The organism is Pseudomonas shirazica (assembly GCF_015168335.1).
Lineage (GTDB): Bacteria > Pseudomonadota > Gammaproteobacteria > Pseudomonadales > Pseudomonadaceae > Aquipseudomonas > Aquipseudomonas asiatica.
Genome location: NZ_CP063456.1, coordinates 1,244,318 through 1,258,603, shown reverse-complemented (window position 1 = coordinate 1,258,603; position 14,286 = coordinate 1,244,318). Strand labels below are relative to the sequence as shown.

At 62.9% G+C, this 14,286-nt stretch carries 16 protein-coding genes; 13 read left to right on the top strand and 3 right to left on the bottom strand.

Annotation, left to right across the window (positions count from 1 at the left end):
- The first annotated feature begins 677 nt into the window (after nucleotides 1-677).
- Entirely contained in the window at nucleotides 678-1,208 is a 531-nt protein-coding gene (locus tag IMX18_RS05790) for an RNA polymerase factor sigma-70 (protein ID WP_015271130.1), read from the top strand.
- Between the two features lie 53 nt (nucleotides 1,209-1,261).
- Here IMX18_RS05790 and IMX18_RS05785 read toward each other — a convergent pair whose 3' ends face one another.
- On the bottom strand, nucleotides 1,262-2,275 hold the full coding sequence (locus IMX18_RS05785) for a GNAT family N-acetyltransferase (RefSeq protein WP_217191027.1): 1,014 nt from the start codon (nucleotides 2,273-2,275) through the stop codon (nucleotides 1,262-1,264).
- A gap of 63 nt (nucleotides 2,276-2,338) precedes the next feature.
- Entirely contained in the window at nucleotides 2,339-3,139 is an 801-nt protein-coding gene (locus tag IMX18_RS05780; RefSeq protein WP_015271132.1) for a substrate-binding periplasmic protein, read from the bottom strand.
- 172 nt (nucleotides 3,140-3,311) lie between these two features.
- On the opposite strand from IMX18_RS05780, the gene IMX18_RS05775 reads away from it, so the two are divergent.
- Nucleotides 3,312-3,863: a 3'-5' exonuclease gene (locus tag IMX18_RS05775; protein ID WP_003259919.1), complete on the top strand. Its 552-nt coding sequence runs from the start codon at nucleotides 3,312-3,314 to the stop codon at nucleotides 3,861-3,863.
- A gap of 74 nt (nucleotides 3,864-3,937) precedes the next feature.
- Nucleotides 3,938-4,222, top strand: a complete 285-nt coding sequence (ppnP, locus tag IMX18_RS05770) for a pyrimidine/purine nucleoside phosphorylase (RefSeq protein WP_003259920.1) — start codon at nucleotides 3,938-3,940, stop codon at nucleotides 4,220-4,222.
- Between the two features lie 112 nt (nucleotides 4,223-4,334).
- On the opposite strand, the gene IMX18_RS05765 is transcribed toward ppnP, so the two are convergent.
- Nucleotides 4,335-5,027: an alpha/beta family hydrolase gene (locus IMX18_RS05765; protein WP_054572583.1), complete on the bottom strand. Its 693-nt coding sequence runs from the start codon at nucleotides 5,025-5,027 to the stop codon at nucleotides 4,335-4,337.
- Nucleotides 5,028-5,077: 50 nt separating this feature from the next.
- On the opposite strand from IMX18_RS05765, the gene ccoN (IMX18_RS05760) reads away from it, so the two are divergent.
- The 10 genes from ccoN (IMX18_RS05760) to IMX18_RS05715 all read left to right on the top strand — a co-directional run bounded on the left by ccoN (IMX18_RS05760) (nucleotide 5,078) and on the right by IMX18_RS05715 (nucleotide 14,168).
- A complete protein-coding gene (ccoN, locus tag IMX18_RS05760; protein WP_013973491.1) occupies nucleotides 5,078-6,502 on the top strand; it encodes a cytochrome-c oxidase, cbb3-type subunit I in 1,425 nt (474 codons plus the stop codon).
- A 13-nt stretch (nucleotides 6,503-6,515) separates the two neighbouring features.
- Nucleotides 6,516-7,124, top strand: a complete 609-nt coding sequence (gene ccoO / locus IMX18_RS05755) for a cytochrome-c oxidase, cbb3-type subunit II (protein WP_013973492.1) — start codon at nucleotides 6,516-6,518, stop codon at nucleotides 7,122-7,124.
- 5 nt (nucleotides 7,125-7,129) lie between these two features.
- Nucleotides 7,130-7,324 (top strand): cbb3-type cytochrome oxidase subunit 3, encoded by a 195-nt coding sequence (locus tag IMX18_RS05750; RefSeq protein WP_015271135.1) that lies wholly within the window; start codon nucleotides 7,130-7,132, stop codon nucleotides 7,322-7,324.
- Complete coding sequence (gene ccoP, locus IMX18_RS05745) at nucleotides 7,321-8,262, top strand: cytochrome-c oxidase, cbb3-type subunit III (RefSeq protein ID WP_038410020.1); 942 nt, start codon at nucleotides 7,321-7,323, stop codon at nucleotides 8,260-8,262. Before IMX18_RS05750 ends, ccoP (IMX18_RS05745) begins: the two co-directional genes overlap by 4 nt.
- Nucleotides 8,263-8,722: 460 nt before the next feature.
- A complete protein-coding gene (gene ccoN, locus IMX18_RS05740) occupies nucleotides 8,723-10,165 on the top strand; it encodes a cytochrome-c oxidase, cbb3-type subunit I (RefSeq protein ID WP_015271137.1) in 1,443 nt (480 codons plus the stop codon).
- Nucleotides 10,165-10,773 (top strand): cytochrome-c oxidase, cbb3-type subunit II, encoded by a 609-nt coding sequence (gene ccoO, locus IMX18_RS05735; RefSeq protein WP_013973496.1) that lies wholly within the window; start codon nucleotides 10,165-10,167, stop codon nucleotides 10,771-10,773. The genes ccoN (IMX18_RS05740) and ccoO (IMX18_RS05735) overlap by 1 nt, the downstream gene beginning before the upstream one ends.
- 5 nt (nucleotides 10,774-10,778) lie before the next feature.
- Nucleotides 10,779-10,976 (top strand): CcoQ/FixQ family Cbb3-type cytochrome c oxidase assembly chaperone, encoded by a 198-nt coding sequence (locus IMX18_RS05730; protein ID WP_015271138.1) that lies wholly within the window; start codon nucleotides 10,779-10,781, stop codon nucleotides 10,974-10,976.
- Nucleotides 10,973-11,953, top strand: coding sequence for a cytochrome-c oxidase, cbb3-type subunit III (ccoP, locus tag IMX18_RS05725; protein ID WP_015271139.1), 981 nt, complete (start codon nucleotides 10,973-10,975; stop codon nucleotides 11,951-11,953). The genes IMX18_RS05730 and ccoP (IMX18_RS05725) overlap by 4 nt, the downstream gene beginning before the upstream one ends.
- A 259-nt stretch (nucleotides 11,954-12,212) precedes the next feature.
- A complete protein-coding gene (gene ccoG / locus IMX18_RS05720) occupies nucleotides 12,213-13,628 on the top strand; it encodes a cytochrome c oxidase accessory protein CcoG (RefSeq protein ID WP_054572584.1) in 1,416 nt (471 codons plus the stop codon).
- Nucleotides 13,629-13,643: 15 nt separating this feature from the next.
- A complete protein-coding gene (locus IMX18_RS05715) occupies nucleotides 13,644-14,168 on the top strand; it encodes a FixH family protein (RefSeq protein WP_054572585.1) in 525 nt (174 codons plus the stop codon).
- The last annotated feature ends 118 nt before the right edge of the window (nucleotides 14,169-14,286 follow it).

The following is a 14,286-nucleotide window of genomic DNA, read 5'->3' as shown; positions in this document are numbered from 1 at the left end:
GTTCCTGCCAGTGTCTGGTTGGGTCGGGCCGGCTGCTGCGCGAACGTGGGCGCAGCGGCATGTGGCGGCCTGAGGTGTACACAGGGGAACGGATGGGCGGGGGGAGAAATTAGCGGTGGTGAGGCTTTGGGGGGGGCGTGAGGGTTGCCGGGGGTTTGCCTTGAGAGATGTTGCGCCTGGGAGATCGAGCGCCGCCCGCGCGGCGCTTCGCGAGTATTCACCTTGACACTTTCTGCGCCTGTGAGATCGAGCGCCGCCCGCGCGGCGCTTCGCGGGACAAGCCCGCTCACATTTGTTGCAACGTGGCCATGCCTGTGGGAGAGGCGTTGTCAGCTTTGGTACAAGGCTTGAGACAAGTGGGGCGACAGCAATGCCAACTCAGGAATCCAGCCAGCCCAACAAGGCTGGCAACCATGGCCTGTCAGGTTCGGCACGTTGCAACAAATGTGGGAGCGGGCTTGCCCCGCGAAGCGCCGCGCGGGCGGCGCTCGATCTCACAGGCGCTGAAAATGCCCTGACATGCACCTAGCCACCCTCACACCTTAGAACTGAAATCACATGAAACTAATTACATTTCGCATTTGACAATCATTATCATTCTGAATAGCTTGTCGCCCGTCGTAGGAAGCTTCCCAAATTTGGGTGCGTCCTTTCCCCTCTGTGACAAGGTGATTTCCATGGCGGAACAACTATCCACAAGTAAGTGCGATTCACCATTACTGCAGGCCTTCGTCGACAACCGCAGCATTCTGGTCAAGATCGCTGCCCGCATTACCGGCTGTCGATCGCGCGCCGAAGATGTGGTGCAGGACGCCTTTTTCCGGCTCAGCGCCGCCCCGCAGATCACATCGTCGTTCAAGGCGCAGCTGAGCTACCTGTTCCAGATCGTGCGCAACCTGGCCATCGACCACTATCGCAAGCAGGCGATGGAGTTGAAGTACTCCGGCAGCGAGGAGGAAGGCCTTAACGTAGTCGTGCAAAACGCCTCCCCCGAAGCCACCCACATCAACCTTGCCGCGCTGGATGACATTGCCGAGGCGCTGAACGAACTGCCCCAGCGCACCCGCTATGCCTTCGAGATGTACCGCCTGCATGGCGTGCCGCAGAAGGACATTGCCAAGGAGCTGGGAGTGTCGCCGACGCTGGTCAACTTCATGATCCGCGATGCGCTGGTGCATTGCCGCAAGACGGCCAGTCGGCAGGCCTGATTAGGCAGAGTCTGCTTCTTCGCGGGCACGCCCGCGAAGAAGCCACCCCGATATCAAGCCAGTTTGCAACGATCGAAAAACCGTTCCCGCCCCAGAATCATCAACGCCGCACGCTTGTGCGGGAAGTCGAACTCCTTGTCGCAATGGAAGCACTGGTCGTGCATGTAGCCGATCATCTTGCCGTTGTCGGCACGCGGCTCGGCCACCACCCGCTGGGTGCGCGGGTCATCCAGGAACAGGTAGTGCACCAGCGCCGATAGCCAGCTGGCCACCTTGTGCGGCCCGCGGTGGCTCTCCTCCCCCACCAGCATATGGATGCCACGGTCGTAGTCATCGGCCGGGTAGAACGGCGCAATGCGGTCTTCCTTGGCCCAGTACGCCTCGAAGTAGGCAAACGGCTGGTCATCGAAGCAACCGATCAGCGTCAGGGCATGCGGATCGGCCTCGAGCTTGCCCAGGTATTCGCGATGCTGCGCAAGGGTGCCACCCTCCTGCCAGAACGCCTCCACCCGCGGGTTGTTCTGCCAGCGGTTGAAGCGCTCCAGGTCATGCTCGATCTCCAAGGTACGCAGCGATACCCAACTGCCCAGGCGCGTATCGAAGCGCCGGTACACCTCGCCACGAGGCTTGGGCGCGCGGCGTGGGTGGCGCTTGCCGTTGCTGATCTGCATCTGCTGTGGGTAGGCCACGCTGGCCGACTCGCCCAGCCACGGCTGTGGCAGCTGCCAGAACAGCGCCCGCTCGCACAGGTATTGGCCAGGCTGCTCGCCGGCCAGCAGCAGGCCACTGGTCAATGCCTGAGGCAACGGCTCGGGCAGGTGCCAGGCAAGACGCTGGCAGGCCGCATCGCGGGCCAGCAGCCAATAACAGGCGGCCCACAAGGCCACATAGGGGCGCTCGGGGCACAGCCGCTCGAGGTGGACATGCAGAGTAGCACCCATCTCCAGGCGCAACTGGATCAACGAGCGGCCTTCGAGGGACAGGCTCAGCCAGCTGTCCCCCTCCTCGGCACTGAGGCTGCGCCAGCGTGGCGCTGACTGGGGCTGTGATGCGGCATCGAACGGCATGGGCTTGACTCGCGGCAATGAAAGAAAGGCTCACTGCTGAGAACGTTGCCGCATCACGGGAATTTAGTCGCGCGGGGCCGCTACCGTGATGCGGTAGGGCTCGAAGATGCGCGCCAGCTCGCCACTGTCGCGCAGGGCCCGCAGCAGCGCCGCGAACGACTGCTCGCCGATGGGCGCCCCCGGGCGCAACAAGGCGTAGTGATGGTAGACCTGGTCAATGCGTTGCGAGGGCACCAACCGCTCCCGGCTGGCCGGGTTGCGTGCCAGGAAATCGCTGAGGTAGGAACGCGTGACCAGGGCGATGTCGGCGCGGCCTGCCTGCACCATCAGCAGGTTGCTGTCGTGGGAGTAGGTCAGGGTCGCGTTGTAGGCGGTGCGCAGGTATTCGGGGTCGGAGTTGAAGCCGGCGAACGCATAGTGATAGCCATTGAACAACGCCAGGCGCTTGCCGTTCAAGTCGTCGAAGTAATGCGGGTCACCGCCATTGGCTTGGCGAGCGACGAACACCTCGGCGTCTTCCAGGCCCATGTCCACGGTCTTGTGGGGAATCTGCTGCCAGCCCCATTGCGGGTTCTCGAAAATGGCCATGTCGGTACGGCCTTGCTGGAAGTCGCCGAAACGCCTCTGAATGGACGTGGGTACCAGAACGAAGCGGTAGTGCTGCTGCGCGCGGTTGAGCGCGTCGACCAACTGCGGCAGAAGACCGGTGTCGGCACCCTGCTCCGGGCGCACGGTGTAGGGCGGAAAATGCGCCGCGCCAATCTTCACTTCAACGGTACTTGCCGCCCATGCCGGCACCGCCAGCCAGAACACGGCCAGCAGCATCAGGGAAGACAGGGCCTTCAGGCCGGTCGCTGGAGTCAAGACGGACACTCATCACGGTTCATGCCGGGGTCCGCCTAAGCTAGGCGTTTTCCGGGCCGGACACAACTGCCGGTTAGTGGCCCTTTGCGCCAAAGCTGCGGGCAAACTGCCAGGGGATGCCGGATGCCCGGAGTTTCGCTACGCTCTAGCAGGATCTGCAAGGGAGCCTGGTATGGGCCACTGGTTGGTGATCGACCTGGAAGCCACCACCGACGATGGTGGGTGGCCGGTCACAGAGATGGAAGTCATTGAAATCGGCGCAAGCCTGGTTACCCGCGATGGCCGCGAGGTCGACCACTTCCAGCGCTTCGTGAAGCCTCGGCGGCGGCCGCAGCTGACCCCGTTCTGCCGTGAGCTGACCCACATCAGCCAGGCCAGCGTGGACAGTGCCGCGTCGTTCCGCGAGGTATGGGCAAGCTTCGAGCGCTGGCTCGGGCACCACCGCGGGCAGCTTCAGGCCTGGGTCAGCTGGGGCGACTACGACCGCCAGCAGTTGCACCAGGAGTGGCAGCAGCATGGGCTGGACAGCCTGCTGCGGACCCTGCCGCACATCAACCTCAAGCAACGCTTCGCCAAGGCCCGCCACCTGCAGCGCCCCGCTGGGCTGAACGGTGCACTGCAGCTGGCCGGCATGCACTTTTGCGGGCAGCAGCACCGGGCCCTGGAAGATGCGCGCAATACCGCGCGGCTGCTGCCGTTGAGCCTGCCGGCAGACGCTACCTGAAAGCAGATGACGGAGCCGGTGGGCTTGGGCATACTGGCCAGCCCTTTTTCATCCCCCCTTTTCAGGAGTCGCCCATGTTCCAGGTCAACGAGTACTTCAACGGCACCGTCAAGTCGATCGCATTCGCGGGCGAAGAAGGCCCGGCCACTGTCGGTGTGATGGCCCCGGGCGAATACGAGTTCGGCACTGCCAAGCGCGAGATCATGCACGTGGTTTCGGGTGCGCTGACCGTGAAGCTGCCAGGTAGCGACAACTGGGAAACCTTCAAGGCGGGCGACAAGTTCAACGTGCCGGCTGACAGCAAGTTCCAGCTGCAGGTGAAGGTGGATACCGCCTACCTGTGCGAGTACCGCGACTAAGCGTCAGCCTGGTCCGGCCTCTTCGCGGGTAAACCCGCTCCCACAGGTGCTGCACAAGTTTCAGACCTGTAGTGAACCCGTGGGAGCGGGCAAGCCCGCGAAGAATCCAGCACTATTGCGACAGGAATGCCGCAACCTTCTCAGCCGCCGCCTGCAAGTGCTGCTCATGGCTGAACCCCGAGGCCTTCAGCGGCTTCAGGTCATGGTCCCCCGCCACCAGCCAGCTCACCTCGATCGCCGGCGATAACGCATACCCTGCCACCGCCTCGCGGTTACCCAGTGCATCCCGCTCGCCCTGCACGATCAACGTCGGCGTCTTCAATTCGGCCAGGTGCTCGACCCGTGGCTTTTCCGGTTTGCCCACCGCATAGAACGGATAGCCCAGGCACACCAGTGCATCCGCTTCCAGTTCATCGGCCAGCAGGCTGGCCATGCGCCCGCCCATGGATTTGCCACCCACTGCCAATTTGCCCGCGACCAAAGGTCGCACCTGCCGGTACACCTCGCGCCAGCATTCCAGCAACACCCTCTGCGGGTTCGGCGGCCGCTTGCCGCCGGCAACCCTGCGCTCGGCCATGTACGGGAACTCGAAGCGCACTACCGCTACCCCAAGCGCCGCAAGCCTTTGCGCCATTTCGTCCATGAACCCGCTGTCCATCGGCGCACCTGCGCCATGAGCCAGGATCAGGCAGCCCTTGTAGCCGTCCTTGCCCCGAACGTGCGGGGGATCGCAGCGCAAGCCTGGGACATTTCCGACCTTCGCCCATTGATCCCCGTCAATACCGGCACTTTGCCCATTAATCATGCTTGCCTCGCTGTAAAGCCTGCCAAATAACCGTGGATGGGAACCCATACATGAACACAACCAGCAGTACCGCCTATAACTACAAGGTGGTCCGCCAATTCGCCATCATGACGGTGGTGTGGGGAATCGTCGGGATGGGGCTCGGCGTCTTCATCGCCGCCCAGCTCGCCTGGCCCTCCCTCAACTTCGACCTCCCCTGGACCAGCTTCGGCCGCCTGCGCCCCCTGCATACCAATGCGGTGATCTTCGCCTTCGGCGGCTGTGCGCTGTTCGCCACCTCCTATTATTCGGTGCAACGTACCTGCCAGACCACCCTGTTCGCACCGGGCCTGGCCGCGTTCACCTTCTGGGGCTGGCAACTGGTGATCCTGCTGGCGGCCATCAGCCTGCCGCTGGGTTACACCAGCTCCAAGGAATACGCCGAACTGGAATGGCCGATCGACATCCTGATCACCATCGTCTGGGTGAGCTACGCCATCGTGTTCTTCGGCACGCTGATGAAGCGCAACACCAAGCACATCTACGTCGGTAACTGGTTCTTCGGCGGCTTCATCCTCACCGTGGCGATGCTGCACGTCGTCAACAACCTGGAACTGCCGGTCAGCCTGACCAAGTCCTACTCGGTCTATGCCGGTGCCACCGATGCCATGGTGCAGTGGTGGTATGGCCACAACGCCGTGGGCTTCTTCCTGACCGCAGGCTTCCTGGGGATGATGTACTACTACGTGCCCAAGCAGGCCGAACGCCCGGTGTATTCCTATCGCCTGTCGATCGTGCACTTCTGGGCGCTGATCACCCTGTACATCTGGGCCGGCCCGCACCACCTGCACTACACCGCCCTGCCCGACTGGGCGCAGTCGCTGGGCATGGTGATGTCGCTGATCCTGCTGGCACCAAGCTGGGGCGGCATGATCAACGGCATGATGACCCTGTCCGGCGCCTGGCACAAACTGCGCAGCGACCCGATCCTGCGTTTCCTGGTGGTGTCGCTGGCGTTCTACGGCATGTCCACCTTCGAAGGCCCGATGATGGCCATCAAGACGGTCAACGCCCTGTCCCACTACACCGACTGGACCATCGGCCACGTGCACGCCGGCGCCCTCGGCTGGGTGGCGATGATCTCGATCGGCGCGCTGTACCACACCATCCCGAAAGTGTTCGGCAAGGAGCGCATGTACAGCATCGGCCTGATCAACGCGCACTTCTGGCTGGCCACCATCGGCACCGTGCTGTACATCGCCTCGATGTGGGTCAACGGCATCGCCCAAGGCCTGATGTGGCGCGCGGTCAACAGCGACGGCACGCTCACCTACTCGTTCGTGGAAACCCTGGTGGCCAGCCACCCAGGCTTCATCGTGCGCTTCGTCGGCGGTGCGATCTTCCTCAGCGGCATGTTCCTGATGGCCTGGAACACCTGGCGCACCGTGCGTTCGCCGGCGCTCGATGTCGCCCCTGCGAACGCCCAGCTGGCTTGAGGAGACCTGCCTGATGAAACATGAAGTCATCGAGAAAAACGTCGGCCTGCTGGCCCTGCTGATGGTGTTCGCCGTCAGCATCGGCGGCCTGACCCAGATCGTCCCGTTGTTCTTCCAGGACGTCACCAACAAGCCGGTGGAAGGCATGAAGCCCTACACCGCACTGCAGCTGGAAGGCCGCGATATCTACATCCGCGAAGGCTGCGTGGGCTGCCATTCGCAGATGATCCGCCCGTTCCGCGCCGAAACCGAGCGCTATGGCCACTACTCGGTGGCTGGTGAAAGCGTGTGGGACCATCCGTTCCTGTGGGGCTCCAAGCGCACCGGGCCGGACCTGGCCCGGGTCGGTGGCCGCTACTCGGACGACTGGCACCGTGCGCACCTGTACAACCCGCGCAACGTGGTACCGGAGTCGAAGATGCCGTCGTACCCATGGCTGGTCGCCCAGCAGGTCGACAACAGCCATACCGACACCAAGATGCGCACCCTGCGCACCCTGGGCGTGCCGTACACCGACGATGACATCGCCGGGGCTCGCGACGCGGTCAAGGGCAAGACCGAAATGGATGCCCTGGTCGCCTACCTGCAGGTGCTAGGCACCGCGATCAAGAACAAGAGGTGAATGCGATGGGAATGGACATCGGCATGATCCGCGGCCTGGGCACACTGGTGGTGATGATCGCCTTCATCGGCCTCACCCTGTGGGTATTCAACCGCCGCCGCGACCGTGATTTCGCCGAAGCGCGCCTGCTGCCCTTCGTCGACGACCGCCTGCCCTCTGCCGGACAGAAACCTGCTGCAAAAAGGAGTAACGGGCAATGACCACCTTCTGGAGTACGTACATCTGCGTACTGACCATCGGTAGCCTGATTGGCCTGACCTGGCTGCTGCTCGCCACCCGCAAGGGCCAGAGCAACAACACCACCGACCAGACCATGGGCCACAGCTTCGACGGCATCGAGGAATACGACAACCCGCTGCCCAAGTGGTGGTTCTGGCTGTTCGTCGGCACCCTGGTGTTCTCAGTCGGCTACCTGATCCTCTATCCGGGCCTGGGCAACTGGAAGGGCATTCTGCCGGGCTATGAAAATGGCTGGACTGGCGCCAACGAATGGCAGAAGGAGATGGAGAAGGCTGACGCAAGATTCGGCCCGATCTTTGCCAAGTACGCCGCCATGCCCGTGGAAGAAGTGGCCAAGGACCCGCAGGCGCTGAAAATGGGCAGCCGCCTGTTCGCCTCCAACTGCTCGGTGTGCCACGGCTCGGACGCCAAGGGTGCCTATGGCTTCCCCAACCTCACCGACAAGGACTGGCGCTGGGGCGGCGAAGCGGAAACCATCAAGGCGTCGATCATGAACGGTCGTCACGGCGTGATGCCGGCCTGGGCCGAAGTGATCGGCGAGCAGGGCGTGGCGGATGTGGCCGCGTTCGTGCTCACCAACCTCGATGGCCGCAGCCTGCCGGAAGGGGTCAAGGCTGACGCCGCCAAGGGCAAGGAGATCTTTGCCGGCAACTGCGTGGCCTGCCACGGACCTGAAGGCAAAGGCACCCCGGCCATGGGCGCGCCAGACCTGACTCACCCGCAGGCGTTCATCTACGGTTCGAGCTTTGCCCAGCTGCAGCAGACCATTCGCTATGGTCGCCAGGGTCAGATGCCGGCGCAGGCGGAGATCCAGGGCAACGACAAGGTGCACCTGCTGGCGGCGTATGTGTATAGCCTGTCGCAGGATGGTGCTGCTGAAACCGTGACTGCCAAGTAATACCGCCCAGGGGCCGCTTTGCGGCCCTATCGCGACACAAGGCCGCTCCTACAAGGGATTGCGTACTTCCTGTAGGAGCGGCCTTGTGTCGCGACGGGCTGCAAAGCAGCCCCATTCCCACCTTGCCCCCGCTCTACCCTCCCTTGCACCCCCTCCGAACAGAACTAAGCTTGTTGCCTCAGTGGGCCTCGCTCCGAAAGGACCGAAGCAGACGCGGCGCGTAGCCTGTCGCCGTCCCGATAAAAAGCTTGACCGATCGATCAGAAAAAGGCGAAAAACGGTACACATTACAAATATTTATTTGTGTACAATCGTCCAGACCCGATCGCTGCGGGACATCAGTGAACGGGCTCGGGCACGGGTCGGCGTACCAAAGTTGCGTTGCAGTAACCCCGGTGGTTATCAATACTGGCGCCGATTTTTCGACCAACAAGAACATCAAAACCGTGGAACCTTAGCAATGAGCACAGCAATCAGTCCGACTGCTTATAACTATAAGGTCGTCCGCCAGTTCGCCATCATGACGGTGGTCTGGGGGATCCTTGGCATGGGCCTCGGCGTCTTCATCGCCTCGCAGCTGGTATGGCCGCAACTGAACCTGGACCTGCCCTGGACCAGCTTCGGCCGCCTGCGCCCGCTGCACACCAACCTGGTGATCTTCGCCTTCGGGGGCTGTGCGCTGTTCGGCACGAGCTACTACGTGGTGCAGCGCACCTGCCAGACCCGGCTGATCTCCGACAGCATGGCCGCCTTCACCTTCTGGGGTTGGCAGGCGGTGATCGTCGGGGCGCTGATCACCCTGCCGATGGGCTACACCACCACCAAGGAGTACGCCGAGCTCGAGTGGCCGCTGGCGATCCTGCTGGCCATCGTCTGGGTCACCTACGGGTTGGTGTTCTTCGGCACCATCGTCAAGCGCAAGACCAAGCACATCTATGTCGGCAACTGGTTCTACGGCGCCTTCATCGTGGTTACCGCGATGCTGCACATCGTCAACCACATCTCGCTGCCGGTAAGCCTGTTCAAGTCGTACTCGGCCTACTCCGGCGCCACAGACGCGATGATCCAGTGGTGGTACGGCCACAACGCCGTGGGCTTCTTCCTCACCACCGGCTTCCTGGGGATGATGTACTACTTTGTACCGAAGCAGGCCGAACGCCCGATCTACTCGTATCGTCTGTCTATCGTGCACTTCTGGGCGCTGATCACCCTGTACATCTGGGCCGGCCCGCACCACCTGCACTACACCGCCCTGCCAGACTGGGCGCAGTCGCTGGGCATGGTGATGTCGATCATCCTGCTGGCGCCAAGCTGGGGCGGCATGATCAACGGCATGATGACCCTGTCCGGTGCCTGGCACAAACTGCGCACCGACCCGATCCTGCGCTTCCTGGTGGTGTCGCTGGCGTTCTACGGCATGTCCACCTTCGAAGGCCCGATGATGGCCATCAAGACCGTGAACTCGCTGTCGCACTACACCGACTGGACCATCGGCCACGTTCACGCCGGCGCCCTCGGCTGGGTAGCGATGATCTCGATCGGCGCCGTGTACCACATGATCCCGCGCCTGTATGGCCGCGAGCAGATGCACAGCGTCGGCCTGATCAACGCGCACTTCTGGCTGGCTACCATTGGTACCGTGCTGTACATCGCCTCGATGTGGGTAAACGGCATCACCCAGGGCCTGATGTGGCGCGCCATCAACGATGACGGCACCCTCACCTACTCCTTCGTCGAAGCCCTGCAGGCCAGCCACCCTGGCTATATCGTCCGCGCCCTGGGCGGTGCGTTCTTCGCCACCGGCATGCTGCTGATGGCCTACAACGTGTTCCGTACCGTACGTGCCGCCAACCCGGCACAGGCTGAGGAAGCCGCCAAGATCGTCGTCGTGGGAGCGCACTGATGAAGCATGAAGCCGTCGAGAAGAACATAGGCCTGCTGGCCTTCTTCATGGTCATCGCCGTGAGCGTCGGTGGCCTGACCCAGATCGTCCCGCTGTTTTTCCAGGACGTCACCAACAAACCCGTGGAAGGCATGAAGCCGCGCACCGCGCTGGAGCTTGAAGGCCGCGATATCTACATCCGCGAAGGCTGCGTGGGCTGCCACTCGCAGATGATCCGCCCGTTCCGTGCCGAAACCGAGCGCTACGGCCATTACTCGGTGGCCGGCGAGAGCGTGTGGGACCACCCGTTCCTGTGGGGCTCCAAGCGTACCGGGCCGGACCTGGCGCGGGTCGGTGGCCGCTACTCCGATGACTGGCACCGTGCGCACCTGTACAACCCGCGCAACGTGGTACCGGAATCGAAGATGCCGTCGTACCCGTGGCTGGTCGAGCACAAGCTCGACGGCAAGGACACCGCGAAGAAGATGGAAGTGCTGCGCACCCTCGGCGTGCCATACACCGACGCCGACATCGCCGGGGCCCGCGACGCGGTCAAGGGCAAGACCGAAATGGACGCCATCGTCGCGTACCTGCAGGGTCTTGGCACCATCATCAAGAGCAAACGGTGACGCTGATGGATATCGGGATGATTCGCGGCCTGGGCACCGTCGTGGTGATGGTGGCCTTCGTGGGCCTGGCGCTGTGGGTGTTCAACCCACGGCGCAAGAAGGACTTCGACGAAGCGACCCAACTGCCCTTCGCGGATGACCCCGAGGCCTGCCGCCACGTCGAGCAAGAGCACGCAAAAGCTTCTGGGAGCAAAAAACAATGACAACCTTCTGGAGTCTGTACGTTACCGTCCTGACCCTGGGCACCATCTTCTCGTTGACCTGGCTGCTGCTGTCGACCCGCAAGGGCCAGCGCGAAGAGGTCACCGACGAAACCGTCGGGCATGCCTTCGATGGCATCGAGGAGTACGACAACCCACTGCCGAAATGGTGGTTCTGGCTGTTCGTCGGCACCATCATCTTCGCCCTCGGCTACCTGGTGCTGTACCCGGGCCTGGGCAACTGGAAAGGCGTCCTGCCGGGCTACTCATACCTGGATAACGACAAGCAGACCGAGTTTTCCAACGGCCAGCCGGGCTGGACCGGCGTGCACGAGTGGGAAAAGGAAATGGCCAAGGCCGACGCCCGCTTCGGGCCGATCTTCGCCAAGTTCGCCGCCATGCCCATCACCGAGGTGGCCAAGGACCCGCAGGCCCTGAAGATGGGCGCGCGGCTGTTCGCCTCCAACTGCTCGGTATGCCACGGCTCCGACGCCAAGGGTGCCTATGGTTTCCCCAATCTTACCGACAACGACTGGCGCTGGGGCGGCGAGCCGGACACCATCAAGGCAACCATCATGGGCGGCCGCCACGGCGTGATGCCGGCCTGGGCCGAAGTGATCGGCGAGCAGGGCGTGGCCGACGTGGCTGCGTTCGTGGTCAGCAAGCTCGATGGCCGCACCCTGCCAGAGGGCGTGAAAGCCGATGCCGAAAACGGTCAGAAGATCTTCGCCGCCAACTGCGTGGCCTGCCACGGCCCCGAGGGCAAGGGCACGCCAGCCATGGGCGCGCCGAACCTGACCCATCCGCAGGCGTTCATCTACGGCTCGAGCTTTGCCCAGTTGCAACAGACCATCCGCTACGGTCGCCAGGGGCAGATGCCGGCCCAGGAGCAGCTGCAAGGGAATGACAAGGTGCACTTGCTGGCGGCTTATGTGTATAGCCTGTCGCAGCAGGACCAGGCACCGGCCAAGGCCGAGTAAGCAGGCCTGGCCTCTTCGCGGGTAAACCCGCGAAGAGGCCGGTACTGAAAACACATTTGTTGCAGGCCCCATGACCTGGATCAATTGACACCTGCCATAACACGATTCATACCACGAACCCAACGCGACTAAAGGTCGCAGTGCAGCCCCATACTGCCATCAGCGGCGTATCATGGGCCGCAGAGCGCTAGCAGATTGCGCGAGACTGCGGCCGGCATGCACTGGCTGCGGCACTTCTCCACTGCCGTGGGACTTGATGATGAGCAAGCAAATTCCGGTACATGATGTCACCCCGCCTGCCAACAAAGGGAAGGATTCCGTCGACCTCTACGCCTCCCGGGAAAAGATCTACACCCGCGCTTTCACCGGCCTGTTCCGACGCCTGCGCATGGTCGGCGGGGCTGTGCTGTTCATGCTGTACTTCGGCACGGTGTGGTTGAACTGGGGCGGCCACCAGGCCGTGTGGTGGAACCTGCCCGAACGCAAGTTCTACATCTTCGGCGCCACCATCTGGCCGCAAGACTTCATATTGCTCTCGGGCATCCTCATCGTTGCCGCCTTCGGCCTGTTCTTCATCACCGTGTTCGCCGGCCGGGTGTGGTGCGGCTACACCTGCCCGCAAAGCGTGTGGACATGGATTTTCATGTGGTGCGAGAAGGTCACCGAGGGCGACCGCAACCAGCGCATGAAGCTCGACAAAGCCCCCATGAGCGGCAACAAGTTCCTGCGCAAGTTCGCCAAGCACAGCCTGTGGCTGCTGATCGGTTTCGTCACCGGCATGACCTTCGTCGGCTATTTCTCGCCGATCCGTGAACTGGCCATCGAATTCTTTACCGGCCAGGCCGACGGCTGGGCCTACTTCTGGGTCGGCTTCTTCACCCTCGCCACCTACGGCAACGCCGGCTGGCTGCGCGAGCAGGTGTGCGTGTACATGTGCCCCTACGCGCGCTTCCAGAGTGTGATGTTCGACAAGGACACGCTGATCGTTTCCTACGACCCGCGTCGTGGCGAAACCCGCGGCCCGCGCAAAAAGGACCTGGACTACAAGGCCGCCGGCCTGGGCGACTGCATCGACTGCACCATGTGCGTGCAGGTCTGCCCCACCGGCATCGATATCCGTGACGGCCTGCAGATCGAGTGCATCGGCTGCGCCGCGTGCATCGATGCCTGTGACAACATCATGGACAAGATGAATTACCCAAGGGGGCTGATCAGCTACACCACCGAGCACAACCTGTCCGGGCAGAAGACCCACATGCTGCGCCCGCGCCTGATCGGCTATGCCGTGGTACTGCTGGTGATGATGGTCGGCCTGGCCACCGCCTTCGCCACCCGTTCGCTGGTCGGTTTCGACGTCAGCAAGGACCGCGTGCTGTACCGCGAGAACGCCCAGGGCCGGATCGAGAACGTGTATAGCCTGAAGGTGATGAACAAGGACCAGCGTGACCACGTCTACGTGCTGGACGCCACCGGCCTGCCGGACCTGAAGCTTGAAGGCCAGCGCGAGATCCGCGTGGACGCTGGTGATATCGTCAGCCTGCCGGTGCAGCTGTCGATCGCGCCCGAGAAACTGCCATCGACCACCAACGAAATTACCTTCATCCTCAAGAGCGCCGATGACAGCGACGCCCAGGTTGAAGCCAAGAGCCGCTTCATCGGCCCACAGATCCGCTAAGAGAGATAACCCACAATGCCTGCCACCGCCGCCAGCCCCTGGTACAAGCACCTCTGGCCCTGGATCATCATCGGCATTCTCGCCACCTCGGTGTGCCTGAGCCTGACCATGGTCAGCATCGCCGTGCACAACCCGGACAACCTGGTGAACGACAACTACTACGAGGCTGGCAAGGGCATCAACCGCTCGCTGGACCGAGAACTGCTGGCGCAGACGCTGGGCCTGAAGGCCGGCGTGCACCTGGACGAGCTGACCGGCGAAGTGGACGTGCGCCTGGCCGGCAACAGCGACCCGCAGAGCCTGGAGCTGAACCTGATCTCGCCAACCCAGCCGGAGAAAGACCGCAAGGTGCTGTTGAGCCGGGTCGAGGCTGGGCGCTATGTGGGGCAGCTGGAGGACAAGGTTGACGGGCGGCGCTTCGTTGAGCTGCTGGGTAGCGAAGGTGGCCAGGTTTGGCGCTTGTTCGAGGAAGAGAAAGTGGAGCATGGTGTCACTTTGCAACTGGGTGACGAAGCCATTCAAGGCGCCGAGCACCTGTAGGAGCGGCCTTGTGTCGCGAAAGGGCTGCAGCGCAGCCCCAGCGATTCATGCACCGCTGCTGAAGTCCCGGGGCCGCTTCGCGGCCCTTTCGCGACACAAGGCCGCTCCTACAGGGATG

Bases quoted from the DNA above. Each gene is read 5' to 3' on its own strand.
- ppnP (WP_003259920.1), top strand. From the start codon at position 3,938: ATGTTCCAGGTCAACGAGTACTTCAACGGCACCGTCAAGTCGATCGCA.
- ccoO (WP_013973492.1), top strand. From the start codon at position 6,516: ATGAAACATGAAGTCATCGAGAAAAACGTCGGCCTGCTGGCCCTGCTG.
- IMX18_RS05730 (WP_015271138.1), top strand. From the start codon at position 10,779: ATGGATATCGGGATGATTCGCGGCCTGGGCACCGTCGTGGTGATGGTG.
- IMX18_RS05785 (WP_217191027.1), bottom strand. From the start codon at position 2,275: ATGCCGTTCGATGCCGCATCACAGCCCCAGTCAGCGCCACGCTGGCGC.
- IMX18_RS05750 (WP_015271135.1), top strand. From the start codon at position 7,130: ATGGGAATGGACATCGGCATGATCCGCGGCCTGGGCACACTGGTGGTG.
- IMX18_RS05790 (WP_015271130.1), top strand. From the start codon at position 678: ATGGCGGAACAACTATCCACAAGTAAGTGCGATTCACCATTACTGCAG.
- ccoO (WP_013973496.1), top strand. From the start codon at position 10,165: ATGAAGCATGAAGCCGTCGAGAAGAACATAGGCCTGCTGGCCTTCTTC.
- ccoP (WP_015271139.1), top strand. From the start codon at position 10,973: ATGACAACCTTCTGGAGTCTGTACGTTACCGTCCTGACCCTGGGCACC.
- IMX18_RS05715 (WP_054572585.1), top strand. From the start codon at position 13,644: ATGCCTGCCACCGCCGCCAGCCCCTGGTACAAGCACCTCTGGCCCTGG.
- ccoG (WP_054572584.1), top strand. From the start codon at position 12,213: ATGAGCAAGCAAATTCCGGTACATGATGTCACCCCGCCTGCCAACAAA.
- ccoP (WP_038410020.1), top strand. From the start codon at position 7,321: ATGACCACCTTCTGGAGTACGTACATCTGCGTACTGACCATCGGTAGC.
- IMX18_RS05765 (WP_054572583.1), bottom strand. From the start codon at position 5,027: ATGATTAATGGGCAAAGTGCCGGTATTGACGGGGATCAATGGGCGAAG.
- ccoN (WP_013973491.1), top strand. From the start codon at position 5,078: ATGAACACAACCAGCAGTACCGCCTATAACTACAAGGTGGTCCGCCAA.
- ccoN (WP_015271137.1), top strand. From the start codon at position 8,723: ATGAGCACAGCAATCAGTCCGACTGCTTATAACTATAAGGTCGTCCGC.
- IMX18_RS05775 (WP_003259919.1), top strand. From the start codon at position 3,312: ATGGGCCACTGGTTGGTGATCGACCTGGAAGCCACCACCGACGATGGT.